The organism is Rhodococcus sp. 06-462-5, assembly GCF_002258315.1.
In the GTDB taxonomy this organism is placed as follows: domain Bacteria; phylum Actinomycetota; class Actinomycetes; order Mycobacteriales; family Mycobacteriaceae; genus Rhodococcoides.
This window is the reverse complement of record NZ_NOYD01000018.1, coordinates 18,028-33,487: the sequence shown is the minus strand read 5'-3', so window position 1 is coordinate 33,487 and position 15,460 is coordinate 18,028. Positions and strand designations below refer to the sequence as shown.

At 62.7% G+C, this 15,460-nt stretch carries 17 protein-coding genes and 1 tRNA gene; 5 read left to right on the top strand and 13 right to left on the bottom strand.

Annotated features, from left to right (window positions below):
* Positions 1-195: 195 nt before the first annotated feature.
* Positions 196-4,299, bottom strand: a complete 4,104-nt coding sequence (mobF, locus tag CH251_RS12255) for a MobF family relaxase (RefSeq protein ID WP_230598349.1) — start codon at positions 4,297-4,299, stop codon at positions 196-198.
* Positions 4,300-4,564: 265 nt separating this feature from the next.
* Here mobF and CH251_RS12250 point away from each other — a divergent pair, with 265 nt between their 5' ends.
* From CH251_RS12250 to CH251_RS12240, 3 genes are all read left to right on the top strand, one after another.
* Positions 4,565-5,080 carry a hypothetical protein gene (locus tag CH251_RS12250; RefSeq protein ID WP_032392401.1) on the top strand — a complete coding sequence of 172 codons (516 nt, stop codon included), beginning with the start codon at positions 4,565-4,567 and terminating at the stop codon, positions 5,078-5,080.
* Positions 5,081-5,262: 182 nt separating this feature from the next.
* Positions 5,263-5,469: a hypothetical protein gene (locus CH251_RS12245; RefSeq protein WP_032392293.1), complete on the top strand. Its 207-nt coding sequence runs from the start codon at positions 5,263-5,265 to the stop codon at positions 5,467-5,469.
* A 321-nt stretch (positions 5,470-5,790) separates the two neighbouring features.
* Positions 5,791-6,159, top strand: a complete 369-nt coding sequence (locus CH251_RS12240) for an Lsr2 family protein (RefSeq protein ID WP_032392292.1) — start codon at positions 5,791-5,793, stop codon at positions 6,157-6,159.
* Positions 6,160-6,375: 216 nt separating this feature from the next.
* On the opposite strand, the gene CH251_RS27485 is transcribed toward CH251_RS12240, so the two are convergent.
* From CH251_RS27485 to CH251_RS12190, 11 genes are all read right to left on the bottom strand, one after another.
* A complete protein-coding gene (locus tag CH251_RS27485) occupies positions 6,376-6,543 on the bottom strand; it encodes a hypothetical protein (RefSeq protein ID WP_155291288.1) in 168 nt (55 codons plus the stop codon).
* On the bottom strand, positions 6,540-6,878 hold the full coding sequence (locus CH251_RS12235; protein WP_143537838.1) for a hypothetical protein: 339 nt from the start codon (positions 6,876-6,878) through the stop codon (positions 6,540-6,542). The genes CH251_RS27485 and CH251_RS12235 overlap by 4 nt, the downstream gene beginning before the upstream one ends.
* A 200-nt stretch (positions 6,879-7,078) precedes the next feature.
* Positions 7,079-7,414 (bottom strand): hypothetical protein, encoded by a 336-nt coding sequence (locus CH251_RS12230; RefSeq protein WP_032392291.1) that lies wholly within the window; start codon positions 7,412-7,414, stop codon positions 7,079-7,081.
* A gap of 54 nt (positions 7,415-7,468) precedes the next feature.
* Positions 7,469-7,747, bottom strand: coding sequence for a hypothetical protein (locus CH251_RS12225; protein ID WP_032392290.1), 279 nt, complete (start codon positions 7,745-7,747; stop codon positions 7,469-7,471).
* The gene (locus tag CH251_RS12220; protein ID WP_032392289.1) at positions 7,744-8,280 is read right to left on the bottom strand and encodes a DnaB-like helicase N-terminal domain-containing protein; all 537 of its coding nucleotides are present in this window, start codon (positions 8,278-8,280) and stop codon (positions 7,744-7,746) included. The genes CH251_RS12225 and CH251_RS12220 overlap by 4 nt, the downstream gene beginning before the upstream one ends.
* A gap of 109 nt (positions 8,281-8,389) precedes the next feature.
* A complete protein-coding gene (locus CH251_RS12215) occupies positions 8,390-8,695 on the bottom strand; it encodes a hypothetical protein (RefSeq protein WP_032392288.1) in 306 nt (101 codons plus the stop codon).
* Between the two features lie 176 nt (positions 8,696-8,871).
* Positions 8,872-9,438, bottom strand: a complete 567-nt coding sequence (locus CH251_RS12210; RefSeq protein WP_032392287.1) for a hypothetical protein — start codon at positions 9,436-9,438, stop codon at positions 8,872-8,874.
* A 440-nt stretch (positions 9,439-9,878) separates the two neighbouring features.
* On the bottom strand, positions 9,879-10,754 hold the full coding sequence (locus tag CH251_RS12205; protein WP_032392286.1) for a DUF2637 domain-containing protein: 876 nt from the start codon (positions 10,752-10,754) through the stop codon (positions 9,879-9,881).
* Positions 10,751-11,101, bottom strand: a complete 351-nt coding sequence (locus CH251_RS12200; protein ID WP_032392285.1) for a hypothetical protein — start codon at positions 11,099-11,101, stop codon at positions 10,751-10,753. Before CH251_RS12200 ends, CH251_RS12205 begins: the two co-directional genes overlap by 4 nt.
* Positions 11,101-11,889: a ParA family protein gene (locus CH251_RS12195; RefSeq protein WP_032392284.1), complete on the bottom strand. Its 789-nt coding sequence runs from the start codon at positions 11,887-11,889 to the stop codon at positions 11,101-11,103. The genes CH251_RS12200 and CH251_RS12195 overlap by 1 nt, the downstream gene beginning before the upstream one ends.
* A 1,131-nt stretch (positions 11,890-13,020) precedes the next feature.
* Positions 13,021-13,233 carry an AlpA family transcriptional regulator gene (locus CH251_RS12190; protein WP_230074464.1) on the bottom strand — a complete coding sequence of 71 codons (213 nt, stop codon included), beginning with the start codon at positions 13,231-13,233 and terminating at the stop codon, positions 13,021-13,023.
* A 124-nt stretch (positions 13,234-13,357) separates the two neighbouring features.
* On the opposite strand from CH251_RS12190, the gene CH251_RS12185 reads away from it, so the two are divergent.
* Positions 13,358-13,990: a helix-turn-helix transcriptional regulator gene (locus CH251_RS12185; RefSeq protein ID WP_032392283.1), complete on the top strand. Its 633-nt coding sequence runs from the start codon at positions 13,358-13,360 to the stop codon at positions 13,988-13,990.
* Entirely contained in the window at positions 13,983-15,197 is a 1,215-nt protein-coding gene (locus CH251_RS12180; protein ID WP_032392282.1) for a site-specific integrase, read from the top strand. Before CH251_RS12185 ends, CH251_RS12180 begins: the two co-directional genes overlap by 8 nt.
* A 164-nt stretch (positions 15,198-15,361) precedes the next feature.
* Here CH251_RS12180 and CH251_RS12175 read toward each other — a convergent pair.
* Positions 15,362-15,436: transfer RNA gene (locus CH251_RS12175), tRNA-Thr, on the bottom strand.
* Positions 15,437-15,460: the final 24 nt, after the last annotated feature.

The following is a 15,460-nucleotide window of genomic DNA, read 5'->3' as shown; positions in this document are numbered from 1 at the left end:
CAAACTTCGCAACCTGCACGCTCGTCCCACCGGAATGTAACGCGTCCATCGCGAGAGCAATCTTCGTTTACCTCGTCGCTGCCCGTGGGGTTAGCCGCCTGATTCCAAAGTGCCCTTCTGCGGACCGGGCCAGGTTCAAAGCATTGATTCTGGCTCGGTGTCGCTGATGGCGACGGAAGGTGCGGATAGGCGGTCTCAAATACGTGGTCCGCGGATTGGTCCGGATCGGCGGGCCTGTTGTTGGCGCAGTTGTTCGCGGCGTTCGGCTTTACGTTGCTCGGCGAGGCGGCGTTGTTCCGTCGCGCGTTGCTCTGCAGCCTCTCGTCGCGCCCGGTCCGTGTCGACGGTCGGATCGGGCGTCGCGGATTGCGGGGTCGGTGCCGACTGCTGTCCGGGGCCTGCGTGTGCGGGCACCTGAGCGGGCGCGGTGACTGTCTTGATGCGGGCGTTGACCTGATCCCACGCGCGGGCCGCTTCTCCGTGTTCGGGTCGGTCGCCGATGAGCGTGCGATCGGTGTCGATGCCGAATTGTTCTCGGTAGGCCCCGACTTGGCCGGCAGTGACCTGCCAGCGCAGTCGGGCACCGCCGGAGTCGGGAACCTCGCCGAGGTGGCGGGTCCAGGCGGGTTGTTCGTCGACGGCGTTCTGTCCGAGCTCGCGGGTGCGTTCGGCGATCTCGGTGTATCGGCGTCGGCTCCAGGCGACGAGTTCGGGGTCGATACCCTCGCGGTCCTGCATCGGCGGCAGCACCCAACTCGGGGCACTGTGGTCGCGTGCTTCTCGGCCGAGGGGCCAGCGTCGTTCGGAGTCGTCGAGCAGATCCGCTGCACTCGGGTCGGCGTCGGTGACACCGCGGCGCAGTTCCACGATCGCGGCGTGGGGGTCTTTGCCGGCGCGTTCAGCATTGCGCAAATGGGCGGCGAGGTCTGGCCACGCCCCATCGTCGCCGAGGATCGTCTCGGCGTGCTCACCGAACTGTGTCCGCAGCGTCGGTTCGATGCTCTGCGCCCACGCGTGCATCTCGTCCGCGCCGTTCTCGATGTGCTTTTCGAGTCGCCAGTGCATCACGGCGGAGACGGAGTCGGCGCTGGCGAGTTCGCGCTCCGAGCGGGCGGCGGCCAATGTGGGGGCGGCGTCGAGGCCGAGCTGCTCGGCGCGGCGGTACTGGTGGACGAAGGTGTCCCATTCGGCTTCGCCGATCATCGTGTTCGCCAGCTCCGGACCCATGTTCTCGCGCACGATCGCTTCGATGCGGTGCGCGTCGATAAGTTCGCCCGCGTACTCGTATCCGCCGACGTTGTAGCCGAGTTTGCGGTGTGCGACGGCGGCGTCGCGTTGCTGTTCGGTCGCCGAGACGTCCGAGCCGTCGCGGCCGATGATGGTCCGCACGACTTCGTCGGCGATCTTCTTGTCCGGATGCACGTGGATCAGGTGCGGGTCTACGATCCGGTCGATGGGCACGTACAGCTGGTTTCCGTCGCGGCCGCGGGTAAGGGCGACGTAGAGGGCCTGTCGGTTCATGGTGTCGTCGACGAGGACGTGGACCTGGTCGACGGTCATGCCTTGGGAGCGGTGGATGGTGGCGGCGTAACCGAGCTCGCAGTGCTCTTTGACGTACTCGGCCGGCAACCGGATGCGCCCGCCGTGTTCGAGGTGGCGCACGGTCAGCGAGCCGTCGCGGTGCGCGGTCTTGACCGTCCACAGGTCGCCGTTGCGGACCCGTTCCCCACGTGTGCCGGTGACGCGCAGGCTGGTGTCGTTGCGGCGGGTGACGATGCGGTCCCCTGCGCTGGCGCGCAGTCCATCGGAGAGGTCGTTGCCGCCCTTCTTGACCAGCCCCTTGGCGAGTCGTTCGGTGCGGGCCCGATCGTTGAGGTCGCGGACGGCGTGGTTGGTGCTGGCGATCATCAGCGACGTCGTCTCGGTGTCCGAGGTCTGCGCCCACGCAGTGAAGACCTTTTCGGCGAGGTCGTCGGCCATACCGTGCTGCACGCGGTCTTTCGCGGCGTACCAGGCCGCGACAGAGGTATCACCGTCACGCAGACGCAGCGAGATCTCGGCCTCTTCATTGTCGCGGAAGCGGTGGACGAAGACCAGTTCCGGTGCCGCGCTCGATCGAGCGACCAGCCTCAGTGCACCCCCGGTGTCGACGGCGGCGAGCTGCTGCGGGTCGCCGAGTAGTCGGACCACTGCGCTGTGCTCGGCGGCGATGTAGGTCAGCCGGTCCAGATCGTGGGTGGAGGCCATGCCTGCTTCGTCGACGAGGATCATCGCCCCCGGGGTGATGCCGGTGTCGAGTTCGTTCTCGTAGCGGGTGAGGACGTCGGCGATGGTGCGGCCGGTGACACCGAGTTCGTCGCCCAGGACGCCGGCGGCTTTCGCGGACGGTCCGAGGGCGATCACGTCGTATCCGGTACTGCGCCACGCGTCGACGACCACGCGCATGGCGGTGGTCTTGCCGGTGCCGGCCGGACCGACACCGGCAGCCAGCAGGGCACCGGAGAACAGGAAGTGCTCGACGAGTGCTTTCTTGTCCGCGCCGAGATCCCAGCCTTTGCGTTGGGTGTGCGCGGCGAGGGCGGCGGTGTAGGCGTGGGCAGGTGCCATGACCGCGGTCGGGGTGTGGGCGGCACCGACGAGGCGGTGTTCGGCGGCGAGGATCGCTGCGCTGGTGTAGGTCTCGTTGCCGTGCACGGTCAGGATCGACGCACCGTCGCTGCGCTGCAACGCTGCCGGGGTCGCGTCGACCTGCCGGGTCAACCGGATCGACTCCCCGCCGAGCGCGGCTTCGGCGACCTTCTCGGCGACCGCGTCACGCTCGGCGGCGGTGGTGAACACCAGTGGCCGTAGTTGTCGTTGGACTTCGGCTTGGATGTGCCAGCGGTTCCAGCTCGAGCGTTGCTGTGCGATGCGTGCGACAGCGGTGCGGGCGATTTCGCGGTCGTCGATCGCGGCGGCGTCGGTGACGGTGATCGTGTTCCCGGTGCTCGTTTTCAAGGCTGAGTTCAGGGCGCGGCGGCCGACGACGTCGAGTGCGCGTTCGCGCCATTCAGCGCGTTGGGCACCAAGTGATTTCGGGGATGCTTTCTGGTTGCGGGTTTCCAGGGTCGCTTGGTCGGCGAGGCGCATCTGCATCGCGGTCGAGGGGTCTTTGCCGTGGGTCTTGCGGTAGTCGGAGACGAGCTTTTCCAGGCGTGACTCGATGGCGTCGCGGCGGGAGAACTCGCTGAGCAGTGCGGCGGGGATGCCCTCGATTTCGCGGACTGCGCGTTTGTTGATTCCGGTGCCGGGTCGGTCGGCGAACACGGTGCCGAGCTCGCGGGTGACGTACTCCTCGATGAGGGTGTTGTAGCGTTCGGATGCGGCGACGGCGAGCTTGTGCAGCACGCGCCCGTCGAGGCTGCGCCATTTGCCGTCGATGCCTTGCACTTTGGTGGAGATCGCGACGTGGGTGTGCAGGTTCGGGTCACCGTTGCGGTTGTCGCGGTGATCGAACCGGGTGTACATCAGGCCGGTCGATTCGATCTGTCCGACACCCGCTTTGCCGACGCGGGTGTAGGAGGCGTTGTCCTCGACCCAGCCGATGGCATCGCTCACCGCGGCGCTGTGTGCACGCTCGACCGCGACACGGGTGTCGTCGTCGCCTAGACCCCAGAGAACGGACACAGATTTCTGTGGAGTGAACACGCAGTCGTAGCCGGCGACGGGTTGGCGTTCGCGGCGTTGCTGCGAGGCGATGTAGCGGACGAGCTCTGCTTCGCTGGCCGGTGATCGGCCGACTTCGCGGTGGAACTCGTCGGCTCCGACGCGGTAGCGGATCTGCTGGCACTGCTCCGCGGTGAGCGGCCCTCCGCCGGCGGCGCGGTCGTTGTCGATCTCGGCGCGGATGCGCTTCATCAGCGGCACTTCGTTGCGGAAGCTCGCGAACTTACGGCCGAGCCGCACGCTCTCGATCGCCGCATTCGCCTTCGTACCGTCCAGGATGGCGGCGTCGATCAACGCCTGGGCTTCGGGGTGCAGTCCTTCGCCGAACAGGGCTTTCATCTGGTCCTCGCGGACGTACCCGGATACGCCGAGTTCGGCCGATGCCCGCCCTCCCCAGATGCCCGCTTCGGTGCCTTCGGCGTAGTAGTCGGTGAGGTCTTGGCCGCGTTCGAGGCGAATGTCGGCGCTGGCGACCTCGCGGGTGAGGTAGGTGTAGCCGTCGCCCGCGTGCAGCGCATGAACAGTCATCATCGCGGGCACAGCCGCCGACGAGGCGGTGTGCGACGAGATCTCACGGGCCGATCTCGCTCGCATTCTGCTTCTAAATCGCGCGGCACAGTCGCGATAGTACGCAGATTCCGCCCATGGACACTAATAGTGCAAGAGGTGTGTGGCGTTTGGTTTTTCATTTCGCGAAGCGATACAGGGAATCTAAAGTCGATAGTATCTAGATTTCGGACGAATTAGAACGTGCATGGACGATGAGGGACGAAAGTTGTAGCAGGACAGATCAATCAGGGCGACCGTGGGTGCGTATGACCCTTTCGCCGGCCAGCATGTTGGCGGTAGCCTGTCCAACATGACTCCCTCGAACGGTGGACCGGTCAGCGCTCGGGAACGGGCTCGGAGAGCGAATGCGCAGCGACTGTCGGACGCGCAGATGCACTTGAAGAATCAGGAGCAGGATTTGGTTTCGTATTTCGATGCCACCCGCGACGAACAAAAAATCAACGACGATGTGACCACGAGGATCGAGCGGTTGCGGCGGGACGCGGAAACCAAACTCGACGCGGCGCATGAGAGACGCGCAAGGGCACTCGCAGAGCTCAAGAAACGGGGTGAGACATACGCCAGCATCGCTGCGCTGGTGGATCTTTCGGTGCCGGAAGCGACGCGATTGGTCAAATCGACGAAGTCGGCACGTTCGACCGCCAGGCCCGATATCGGTTCGGCTGCAGAGAATGACGCGGGTGACGCGAGTAGCACAGAAGAACATTTGGAGAGCCCTGGGGATTCCGCATTAACTTCATCTGCAGACCCTTCGACAGAAGGAGACGCAGGCGCGGATGGAGAGGGCGCGCGCAGCATCGCCTGACATATAAGCGAAGCTAGCGCCGCAGGCTTCACGACCGCACACATCGAGGGCTCTGACTCAGTGCAACACAACAATATTTCGAGAACACAATGAGAACGCACGCCCACTGCACATGGTTACGGCGATGTATTTATGTCGCTGGCTCGGTGTTGGACACGGCTTGCGATAGGAGGTGCACGATCGTGATCGCACTTGTTGCCGTCGGCTTGATCGTCGTAGGAGCGCTGTGGCGAGCTCGAAAGTCCGAGTCAGGTTGGCGGTTCGCTCCCCTACGTGCAACGGGAGTCATCGCCGGCGGCGCGTTTCGCATCGGCGTGGTTGTTGCGTCGATCATGTTTGCCGTAGTCATTGCTGTTGCCATCGGCGCGTTGCGCACCACCTTCCAATAGGTCGTCGAAGCTGCATCATGTGGCTAGCTTGCGGCAGGGTCTGCCTGTTGCTCGACCCGTCTTCACGGCTCTGCGCCATTTCAGCGTCGTAGCGCGTCTGTGCTCATGCGCTTTTGTTGTTCTACGGTCGAGCTGAGGCGTGCGTGTCAGCTCAGAAGGACATCCGTTCAGTCGCACACCCAGCGAAGCAACGCAGGTGCGTGGAACGGTGCGGTAGCGAATGGCCGTGTCGCTGAAGAGCGCGGATGTCGGTGCTGGTTACGCTCATAGATAAGAATGCGGTTGCGCATAGCGAATGTGTCGATGAAAGGTTTTCCGGCTGTGGCCAAACGAGTGACAACCCAATTGGTGGACGATATCGACGGGTCGGTCATCGATGACGAGTCCGGCGAGACGATCGAATTCGCGATCAACGGCGTCGAATACTCGATCGACCTGAAGGCGAAGAACGCGAACGAGTTTCACAAGAAGCTCGACTACTACGTCGGGCACGCGACACGGGTCGGTGGCCGCAAGCGCAAGCCCTCCGCCGCTGCCGCGTCTGCCGCTACAGCGGCCGGCGGGTCAACCAAGCGTGATCCGGAGCAGACGCGGGCGATTCGGCAGTGGGCATTCGACCAGGGCTACGAGATTAGCGAACGCGGCCGCATCCCGGCCGACATCGAAGAGGCGTACAACGCCGCACAATGACAGGCGGCGAGCCGCCCGCGGCGACGCGAGCGGCGGCTTTATGTTCTCTCTGCTGTCCGGGCTGTGGCAGGACGAGCGCAGTGGAGTTCGATTCACCTGCCACCCGCATGGCGGCCACTCGTTCTGCGTAGTCGACGGCATCGATTCCCGACGTTCGCCAAATGACGAAGGCCCGTCCCTTGGTTGGGGGCGGGCCTTGTCGGATTGATGGGGTGTTCAGTCAGTCGGCGGCTTACTGTCTATGCCTGCGGCGACGTCGCGTAGCCACTGCGGGACCGGATCGTTGTCGTACTCGCGGAGCTTGATCGAGGCTCCTGCGGCTGCGGCGCGGACCTTCCGGCGTTGCTCGGGGGTCCATGCCCGGCGTGGTTCGGTGGTGGTCATGCGCGCTCCTCGCGGTCTGCAGTAGGTCCATTGTCACTGTTGTCGTCGGTTTCCGCCAGATCGGCGCTGCCGAGGTCGATGTCACGGTCCGCGATTGCTCGGAGTGTGCGACGGTCGGTCTTGGCGATGAACGGTGTAGCAACTACGGTGCCGAACACCGTCCAGCCGAGGGCAACCTCATCGGGGTTGTCGCTGACGGTGCGTTCGAGGCACCAGGTGATTCGTTGCCAGGATTGGGAGCGGTTGTCCGCTCGGGTGCGTTGGTTGACGGTTCCAGCGACGCCAACGACGGCGAAGACGCCGACTATGAGGGTGATCCAGGCTTGTGCTGGCACGGGCCGGGTTCCTTTCGTGTGGCTGGTTCGGAGTGCGGCGCGCTGAGCAGCACCTTCTGACATCTCGTCGAAGTTTCGTCACGTGGCGGGCTTGTGGCGTGGGCCGAAAGATGCTCAGTGCACGGAAGCGCTCCGCGTCAACGCCGTAGCGCTGGAGCAAGTTCGCTTTCGATCTGCACCGGTCGATCTCTGCCGTCAATTCAGACCAGCAGGTCATACGCCCACTCGTACACCCAGCGAGGCAACTCGGGTGCATCGAACGGTGCGGTAGCGAAACTGGATCCGAAGCGCATTGCGCACTCGGGGATCGCATCGACCGGGCGGGAGCCGAAAGACCTGGCTGCGACAATCCACTGTCCGCGGTGATGCACTCGGATTGCAGTCGACACTGTGCACCGAACACCGGAGTACCCTGCGGTCAGCTGGTGGCATTCCCACTCGACGTGCTGGTTCTGTCCGAAAAAGTGCGTCAGAGTCTCGGCGAAGGACGGTCCGTAGAGGGTGCCTCGGTCGGTGTCGATGCGGATGAAATTCATGGCGTCGGCCTATTCGAGTTGTAGCGGCAATACGAGGTGTGCGTTGAATGTTGCTCAGAACAGAGGGATTTGGTTGCGCGCCGCGAGACTGTCTCGGAGTTCTCGGAACTTGCCCAGAAGGTCTGAGGCGACTGCCTCGGTGTGACCGATGGACCGCGCGACGTCACTGAGCGTCGTGCCGGCGGCGAGCGCTTCATCTATCTCCCGCCCGACAGCGAGGTCCTCGACTTCGCCTGTATCGAGATGCGCGACATCGATGGCGACCAATCGTGCAGAGGCGAGGGCAGCTCGACGCCGCTCGTCGCCCGACTCTGTCTCTTTCCGCGCGGTCATAGTGTGCTGCCGCTGCGGAAGGCGTTCAGGCGGTTCGTCGCTTCACGTTGCGCCCTTCCGATTTCGACGAGCTGGTCGAACAGGAATTCTTCCGGCGCTTCCTCGGCGAGCTGCTGAATTCTGATCCCTGCGTCGTAGAAGCTACGTCGGTAGCTTTCCGACAGGACCATGCCGGCGTAGTCGGTCGCCGACGCTCCGCATGCGTTCGCTGCGGTAACGTCGGTCAGTGTTCGACGCAGCCGGGCACCGCGGTGTCCGCTGGCACCCGACCGGACGAGGACGCCCAGAACACTCGCGGGGTCGTGTGGGAGGTTGTCGATGATGAGCTCCTGCACGATGCCGTACAGCTCGCGATACACGGGATCATGGAAATCATTGGCCTGCAGTGTCGCTGCGATGCGGGCGGCCTCGTCGGTGTCCTGCAACCACATCAGTGCGCAGATGACCAGTGCTTCCGGTGCCGTCTCCGGATGGTCCGTCAGATCAGCGTGATCGTCGTCGTCGGTGGGTTCCACTGCTCTCAATGGGGTCATCTGTTCGCCTCGTTTCCATTCGCGGGTCTGTTGCGGGAGAACTGGATTCGATATTCCGGTGGCGCTTTGCTTGGCTATGCCGCGTTCGTCGTCATTGCGGAGGTGTGGGTCAGATGTAGAGAAGGTTCGGTGGTGCGGTGCCGTCGAACTGCTCGAGGCTGTCGAGGACGGCGTTGTAGTTCTCGGGCCTGCAGCTTCCGAGCCCGATGATGAGGGCACAGGTTCCGTCGAGTGTGACGAGGTAGGACGGCGGGCTGCCGTTGTCGGACGATGCGTGCTCGCGCGCGTCGAGGAGGGCGGTACGGACGGCATCTGCGGCGGCGCGTTTTGCCACTTGAAGATTGGGTTCTGCTCCGGTTGCGGTCAGAATTTCGGGGTTGTCCTCAGGGTGTGTGGTGACTGTCCAGGTGATCATCGTTGGTTCCTTGTCGCTCGTGGCCGGCCAGCTGCTTGTTGTCGAGCGTCACACGAGCTCCGAAACGACGCGCTCGATGTGGGGACAGTTCAGGAGAGGGTGTGGATAGCTGTGATGTCGAGTCAGCCTGTGGATAAACGACGTTCGGCCCCGGGGTTGGGGCCGAACGTGTGGTACTAGACGTCGTCGAAGACATCGAGGAGTTTGGCGGGGTCGCGGCGGTAGCGGCCGCCGTCGAGAAAAACTCCGACGGCAGCACGATGAACGCGTCGGAGTTCGGCCATCAATGTGTCGTACCCGATGCGGTCGGTGATGCGCCAGGTGACAGGTCCCATGTGCAGGTCTACCCAGCGGATGGTGCGGCGTTGTTCGGAGCTGTAGCGGTGATGCGGCACCGCAGTGTGCTCAGGGCTGTCGAGCCACAGGACGGAGATCGCGGCGGCCCCGAATTCTGCGCCTGGTTGGGCGGGGTGGGGGGCTTGTCCATCGGCTCCGGCAAGTGCGGCGCGGACGGTGGCGAATCCGGTGATGACTGCGGAAACTGTTTGGGCGCTGCGGAAGGTCATCATGACGTGACCTAGTGCGACGATCATCTGCGCTTCGTCGGTGGCTGCGGAGGTGGCGGTGATAGTGGCCTGTTGGGGTCCGGAGACCAGGACGGTTGTGTGGGTGACGATTCCGGTGGTCCGGGCGTTGTGTGCGGCGGTGGCCCGTCGTCCTGTGCTGGAAGTATTCTGCGGCATGTCGGGCTCTCTTTCTGTTGCGGGACCGGCTCCCCCGGCCCTTTCGCTCTGCCAATTTCTTTCGCCGTCATCTGGCTCGAAGGAGAGAAGGCGGCGCACTGGACCGGCGTCCTGGCCCTGATCCGGAAAGTTTTCAGCCGCAGGCGCTTTGAAAAGTTTTCGGAGCCCATCGGGCCGGAGCAACGCGGAGTCAGGGTTGGGTAAGACGGGTCAGGGTGTTGCAAGCTCGACCGGAGCCAGATGTGCGAAAGAAATAGTTCTTTCTGCAGGGCGAAGCGCAGCGAAGCTCAATCCGGAGACCGCCGGAGGTGGTCCCAGGGCGGCACACGTTTCGACGCACGCTGAACCACCCGAGGCGACCACCTCCCAGCCATCAACAGTCTGGGGCGATTGTGCGGGAGCAACGGAGAGCAACAGGGCTCGATGTCGCGGCAGCACTTCTATTCTGCGAACATCCGATCACGCTCGCTGGCTGGCTTGTCACCCAGCTCGGATTCCCCGTCCTGGCGGCCCTCGACGATCCCGGCGGTGACTTCTTCCCACTTCCGATATCGGCGCATCGCGGTCGATGCAACGGAGCCGTCCGTTTCTCTACCGATTCGTGCCCACGACCATTCACGGTGTGCGTGTCGAAGCCGCGCTGTCTCTGCAACTTCCGGGGTGAGGGCGTCTATTGGTCGTCGAGACGAGTCCGCCGCGTCGACCTGTTCTTCCCGCCAGCCGTCTTCACCCTCTGAGTCATCCCCGCTCTGGCTTTGGCCTTCTTGGATGGAGTCGGCGTCAGTCCAATCCGGCTCTTCTGTGGCAGCACTTGGAGCGAACTCCTCCCCTGCGGTTCCGCGGGGGGCACGAAGGATGACAGCCAGCACTTCCGTCATAGCAAGGAGCGCAATAGGTGCAATGGTGGCAATACCCGCCGAGACCACGGCCGGAAGCAAAGTCGCACTCAACACTGCGTGGTACGAGTTGCCCGCAATCGACGCCGATGCCGCGACACGCAAAATCGATACGACAAAACGACGGCCCTTGATGGTGCGGTTGTCCGTGTGGTTGGACAGCGCAATCGCCGTCACTGTTGTCGAGACGATTGCGCCGTCCAGCACGATCGGAATCACCCAGGCTTCACCGGGACCTATCCCTGCCATCACCGCGAGATCACGCAACACAGCGAAACTGAGCCAGAAGGACGCTCCGGCGATGCCAACTGTCAGCGCAACGGCTGTCGCGAGAGCCCACTGCAAAATCGCGGGATGGAGCGCAACGACGTCTGACGGCTTCGTTGTCAACGGGGTTGCCGCGGAATGTGATCGGCTCATCGGATTCTCGGTCCTCGTGCGAGGGGGCCCGTTCGTTGCGGGAACGGCGCACCGTCGTTGAACCTGTTGCGCAACAACTCCAAGTAGTCTTCGATTGCCGCATTGACCAGATCCGACGGGCCCCGCGGTGCGCCGGGCGTTGCGGACAGCGCTTCGGCTGCGTTGAGAAGATCGTCGACGGTGGACTGGTAGAGGTAGTACGAACGCTTCTGTTTTGCGTGGTCCGGTAACGGTTGCGCACCGGTCTCGGCCGACGAAACAGTGTCGTGGGGCTGCCGCGAGTTCTCCGGGGGATCGACCGGGCTCGATCCGGCGAGTGCGCTCTTCATACGTTCGGGCCGGGCCATCACAGGTGTCCCTTCGTGAGCAGCGCGAGAGTGTCGCGATAGATCGTCGACAGGCTGCGAGATTGTGTTGTCCCCCAGTCGACCAGGCTGGTTTGGGCTTCCATTGAGTCTTTGATGACAACCCGCTTGGGTACGGCATCACCGAGAACGTTGATGCTTGCGGCGATCTCGCTCAATTGTTCTCGGCCGCTGATCGTCGCGATCTCGTGGAGGTTGACTATCGCACCGAGCATGACGAGGTCCGGGTTGTAGCTGCGCTTGACTGCATCGATGGTGCGCAGCAATCGCGCGAGTCCATTGGCTGAGAACAGCGCGGACTGAGTCACGACTACGGCGGCGCGCGCTGCAACAAGGGCGTTGATAGTCAGCAGATCGAGGCTAGGTGGGCAATCGATGAGGACCACGTCGTACACGCCTCGTACGACGTCGATTGCGTCGCGAAGCCGCCGTTCTCGGCCGGCACCGGCGACGACCAATTGATCGCGGACATAGGCCAGGGACTCGTTTCCCGGCGACGTGGGTACCAGGTCTACGTCAGGCCAGATGGTGGGGACAACAGCATCGGCGATGGTCGCGTTCGATGATTCGGCGAGAACGTCCGCAACACCGACCTCATCGCTCTCTAACTCGGTCTTGGTCAGGACTGTGCTGGCGTTGCCTTGCGGATCCACGTCGATTACGAGTGCTCGCTTCCCTGCTTGGGCGACGGCGTAGGCGAGGTGAAAGACGGTGGTGGTCTTACCCACGCCGCCCTTCTGGTTGCAGAACGCAAAGATGTCCGCGGGCATGGTGGGTCTCACTTTCCATGGATGAATGGGACGAACTGGCGGTATTGCGGGTATGGGATGTCATGCACGCCTTGGAACCGACGGATGAGTCGCACCCTGTAGAAGGGTTGGATGTATTGCAGGTAAAGGGCACGAAACGCGAGTCGCGTGCCATAGGCGAAATGCATGCCACAGGGGTATGAGAAGCGTTTACTACCAACACATCCCAAGCTCGACTCGCATCCTTTGTGGGCAATGGAGGTGTAACCACCGCAGGACGTATGACGCCCGTCGCCAGCGAGTCATCTGAGGCACTCTTTGCGGGTAATTCTGGTACGTCAGTTCTGCGGAACGCCGCCGCACCGCTAGCGGGAACGGCCTGCACCGGCGAACTGCCGCGCTTGAGCTGAAGTAGCCAAATATGTTGCTCTGTTTGGATCTTCACGGAATCGACGTGCACAACGGATTTGAGTAAGCGAGCGGCGTGGACTGAAAGATCGAGGCCTGAATGACGGTTCGTCATGCCGGACAACTTGGTCATGTCAGCACTGCAGATGGGTCGAGAGCTCAACTGGTACCTCCATAGTGGTGACGTATGAAAGACAAGGGACTTCGTTCGTTCCCTCCGGACCCCCCATGGCCCCTCAGCCAATTTCCGCACCCACGTTGTCCGCTCCACGCCCGATAGCCCCGCGCCTCGATGGGCGCGCGGCTAATCGGTATCGCCACCCGTTCAATGATCAGTCGAGCTGGTGGTGCCTCGGGGCCGGTCTCCGAGGATTTACAAAGGGTGCACAGGCCGGCGGCAGGCTGGTGTTACGTCGGGCTCTGCCAGAAAACGACGCTGCTGCGGCACATCAGGCCTTGCTAGGAAGTCCCGTAGCCAAGGCTTGTGCGGCACGAGCAGAAGAACTCGACCGCGCTGTCGCGGGTCGAAACATGCGTCATCGCCCGCTCGGTCCCTGACCGAAATCGAGGGCGGAGAACGGTGACTCGGCGAAATGTCTTGAATGACTTATCAAGACGCTCTATGATCGGTGGCGAAGCTCCTTCCTCACGGGTTGTGGTTTCGACGCCCTCGGCCTCGGTGCTGGTAACACTGAGATTTTCCGGGGGCGTTTCAGTTTCCTGAGGGACAGTTGGCTCTCGGCCTCACGCGACGCCTGAGCTGGCGTCGGATTGCGCCTCGAGACCTTCGATGTACTCATCGATGGCCGTATCCGGGATCAGCCGGCGCTTGCCGACCTTCACGCTCCGGATTTCCCCGGACGCGATCTTGTTGAAGAAGTTGGAACGTCCAAGTCCCGTGCAAGCCATAGCCTCCGGGACAGACAGCAACCGTCTGGGCATCTTCAGCACCTCCACTGAATTGTGTAGTAGCGCCACATCTTGCAGGACATTTCCGGTCAGTCCACGTGGTTCCACCACAGAGTAACAAGTACGTAGCCATCCCACAACGGGGAGACAATCTCCGCTAGACTGCGTAACCATGACGCAGTCGTGGGCGGAATCAATCGTTGCCCGGGTCGCCTCGGAAGTGCGCCGACTCCGAGGTAAAGACCACTCCGCTCTGTCCGCAGCAAAGCTTGCCGACAGGACGGTTGACTTCGGGTGGGGGATCTCGCGATCTGTAGTCGCGGACCTGGAGACCGGACGCAAGAAGAGCTTGGACGTCTCGGAACTCTTGATTCTAGCTGCGGCACTGGGAGTCTCACCAGCGCAACTGGTCTATCCGGACCTCCCCAAAGGAAGAGTCGAGGTCCTCCCAGGGCTGCAACAGGAGTCTCACGATGCCCTTCGCTGGTTCAGCGGGGAGGCCGGGCTGATGCGGCCGAGCTCCGACTGGTCCGAGGAGGAATCCGACGCTCCTTTCGAGATGTGGGTACGTGACACCTTCGACCCGAAGAACGATCGCGTTGGAGTCACTCGTGAATGGCTCGATGCGTTGAAGGCGATGCGGCGCGCCCGGGTGCAGCTCCGAAACGGATTGTCCAAGAGAGAATCCACCGAACATATCGAGTCGATGCAGTATCTGTACGAGGATGCTCGACGGCGTTCGGAAGAGCTCTTCAGACGTATGACTGAACTGGGCATGAACACGCAGGACGAAGAGGATGGCTAGGCAGCAACTGCCGCCACAGATCAAGAAGATTTACGTCACCAATCGGTCTACCGGCAGTACCGAGTTGCGGTATCAAATGACGGTCGACGCTGGTGGTGCCGACGCCACCGGCACCCGGGCATCGAAGCGAACGCAGTTGCGTCGTCGGTTTCTTACGGAGAAGGACGCTCGCGCAGCCCTCTCCAAGGTGCTCGAGGAAGTCTCGAAGGGGACGTTCGTTCCCTCCTCGACCACCACGATCGAAGAGGCTTGCGCTGAGTGGCTTGCCGGACGACGCGTACGTGAGTCCACAAAAGCCGCGTATACCCATGCCCTTCAACCGCTGCGCGATACTTACGGCGGGCTAGCGGTGCAGAAGTTGACCAAAGGTCACTTGGACGCCCTGGTGAACGATCTACTGGCCGGCAGCTCGGTCAAACCCGATGGCCAACTGCGACGTCCGTGGAAGGCCACTTCGATCAATCCGATGCTCAACCTTGTAAGCGCAGTCCTCACCGGGCTGATGCGAGAAGGGCGATTGGTACGAGACGTTGCCGCGCTCGTCGACCGAGCGCCCCGTGTGAACGTCGAGATGCAGACATTCACGGAAGACGAAGTGCAACGCCTCCTGGAAGCATCGACGGCCGACCGGAACGGGCACGCCTGGTTGCTTGCGCTGAGCGGCCTAAGACGCGGTGAACTGTGCGGGCTTAGGTGGAACGATGTCGATCTTCACGCCGGCAGTCTGACAATCAACAACACGCGAGTCTCGGTCAATGGACGCGTCGTCGAGGGTCCGCCGAAGACAGAAAAGTCCAAGCGCACGCTCCCCCTCACGCCAGCCCTCAAATCCGCACTCGAAACTGCGCACCACTTGCAGGGTGTGGAACGAAAGAGTTCGAGCTACGTCGGCCCCGGCACCTACGTCGTGTCCGACGCTGTCGGGCGACCATTTCATCCCGATACGGTCAGCGACTATTGGCGCAGGCTATGCATCAACAGCAAGGTGTCCGACATACGCCTCCACGACGCGCGTCACACGTGCGGGACTCTGCTGCACCTTCAAGGTGTGCCTATTGCCGTGATCTCGGCATGGCTGGGGCATTCGGACAACGCCTTCACGATGCGCACCTATGTCCACTCCCAGAACCACGCGCTACTGGGCGCGGCCGACACTCTGCAGTCACTCGTCCGACGTCGCGACGAGCCATCCGACGATGCGAGTTGACCGGCGTTCGTCCGCGACCGTCCACCAAGGAGTAGACGGACTCACCAGGCGCTGTTCCGACGAGTTTTGAAGCACTTGTGACATTCTGTGACACCGAGCTCGCCTAATCGGCAATGAATCTCATTAGAGATAACGCAAAAGGCCTGATCAGACCCTATTTTTGATGGAGCCTCCTAACGGGATTGAACCGTTGACCGCTCGCTTACAAGGCGAGTGCTCTACCGCTGAGCTAAGGAGGCAGTGAAGCGAGGCAATCATATCCG

Excerpts from the sequence above, each read along its gene's own strand:
- CH251_RS12210 (WP_032392287.1), bottom strand. The coding sequence starts at position 9,438 with ATGCCGCAGAATACTTCCAGCACAGGACGACGGGCCACCGCCGCACAC.
- CH251_RS12225 (WP_032392290.1), bottom strand. The coding sequence starts at position 7,747 with ATGACCGCGCGGAAAGAGACAGAGTCGGGCGACGAGCGGCGTCGAGCT.
- CH251_RS12230 (WP_032392291.1), bottom strand. The coding sequence starts at position 7,414 with ATGAATTTCATCCGCATCGACACCGACCGAGGCACCCTCTACGGACCG.
- CH251_RS12185 (WP_032392283.1), top strand. The coding sequence starts at position 13,358 with ATGACGCAGTCGTGGGCGGAATCAATCGTTGCCCGGGTCGCCTCGGAA.
- CH251_RS12180 (WP_032392282.1), top strand. The coding sequence starts at position 13,983 with ATGGCTAGGCAGCAACTGCCGCCACAGATCAAGAAGATTTACGTCACC.
- CH251_RS27485 (WP_155291288.1), bottom strand. The coding sequence starts at position 6,543 with ATGACCACCACCGAACCACGCCGGGCATGGACCCCCGAGCAACGCCGG.
- CH251_RS12195 (WP_032392284.1), bottom strand. The coding sequence starts at position 11,889 with ATGCCCGCGGACATCTTTGCGTTCTGCAACCAGAAGGGCGGCGTGGGT.
- CH251_RS12250 (WP_032392401.1), top strand. The coding sequence starts at position 4,565 with ATGACTCCCTCGAACGGTGGACCGGTCAGCGCTCGGGAACGGGCTCGG.
- CH251_RS12215 (WP_032392288.1), bottom strand. The coding sequence starts at position 8,695 with ATGATCACCTGGACAGTCACCACACACCCTGAGGACAACCCCGAAATT.
- CH251_RS12220 (WP_032392289.1), bottom strand. The coding sequence starts at position 8,280 with ATGACCCCATTGAGAGCAGTGGAACCCACCGACGACGACGATCACGCT.
- CH251_RS12205 (WP_032392286.1), bottom strand. The coding sequence starts at position 10,754 with ATGAGCCGATCACATTCCGCGGCAACCCCGTTGACAACGAAGCCGTCA.
- CH251_RS12200 (WP_032392285.1), bottom strand. The coding sequence starts at position 11,101 with ATGGCCCGGCCCGAACGTATGAAGAGCGCACTCGCCGGATCGAGCCCG.
- mobF (WP_230598349.1), bottom strand. The coding sequence starts at position 4,299 with ATGCGAGCGAGATCGGCCCGTGAGATCTCGTCGCACACCGCCTCGTCG.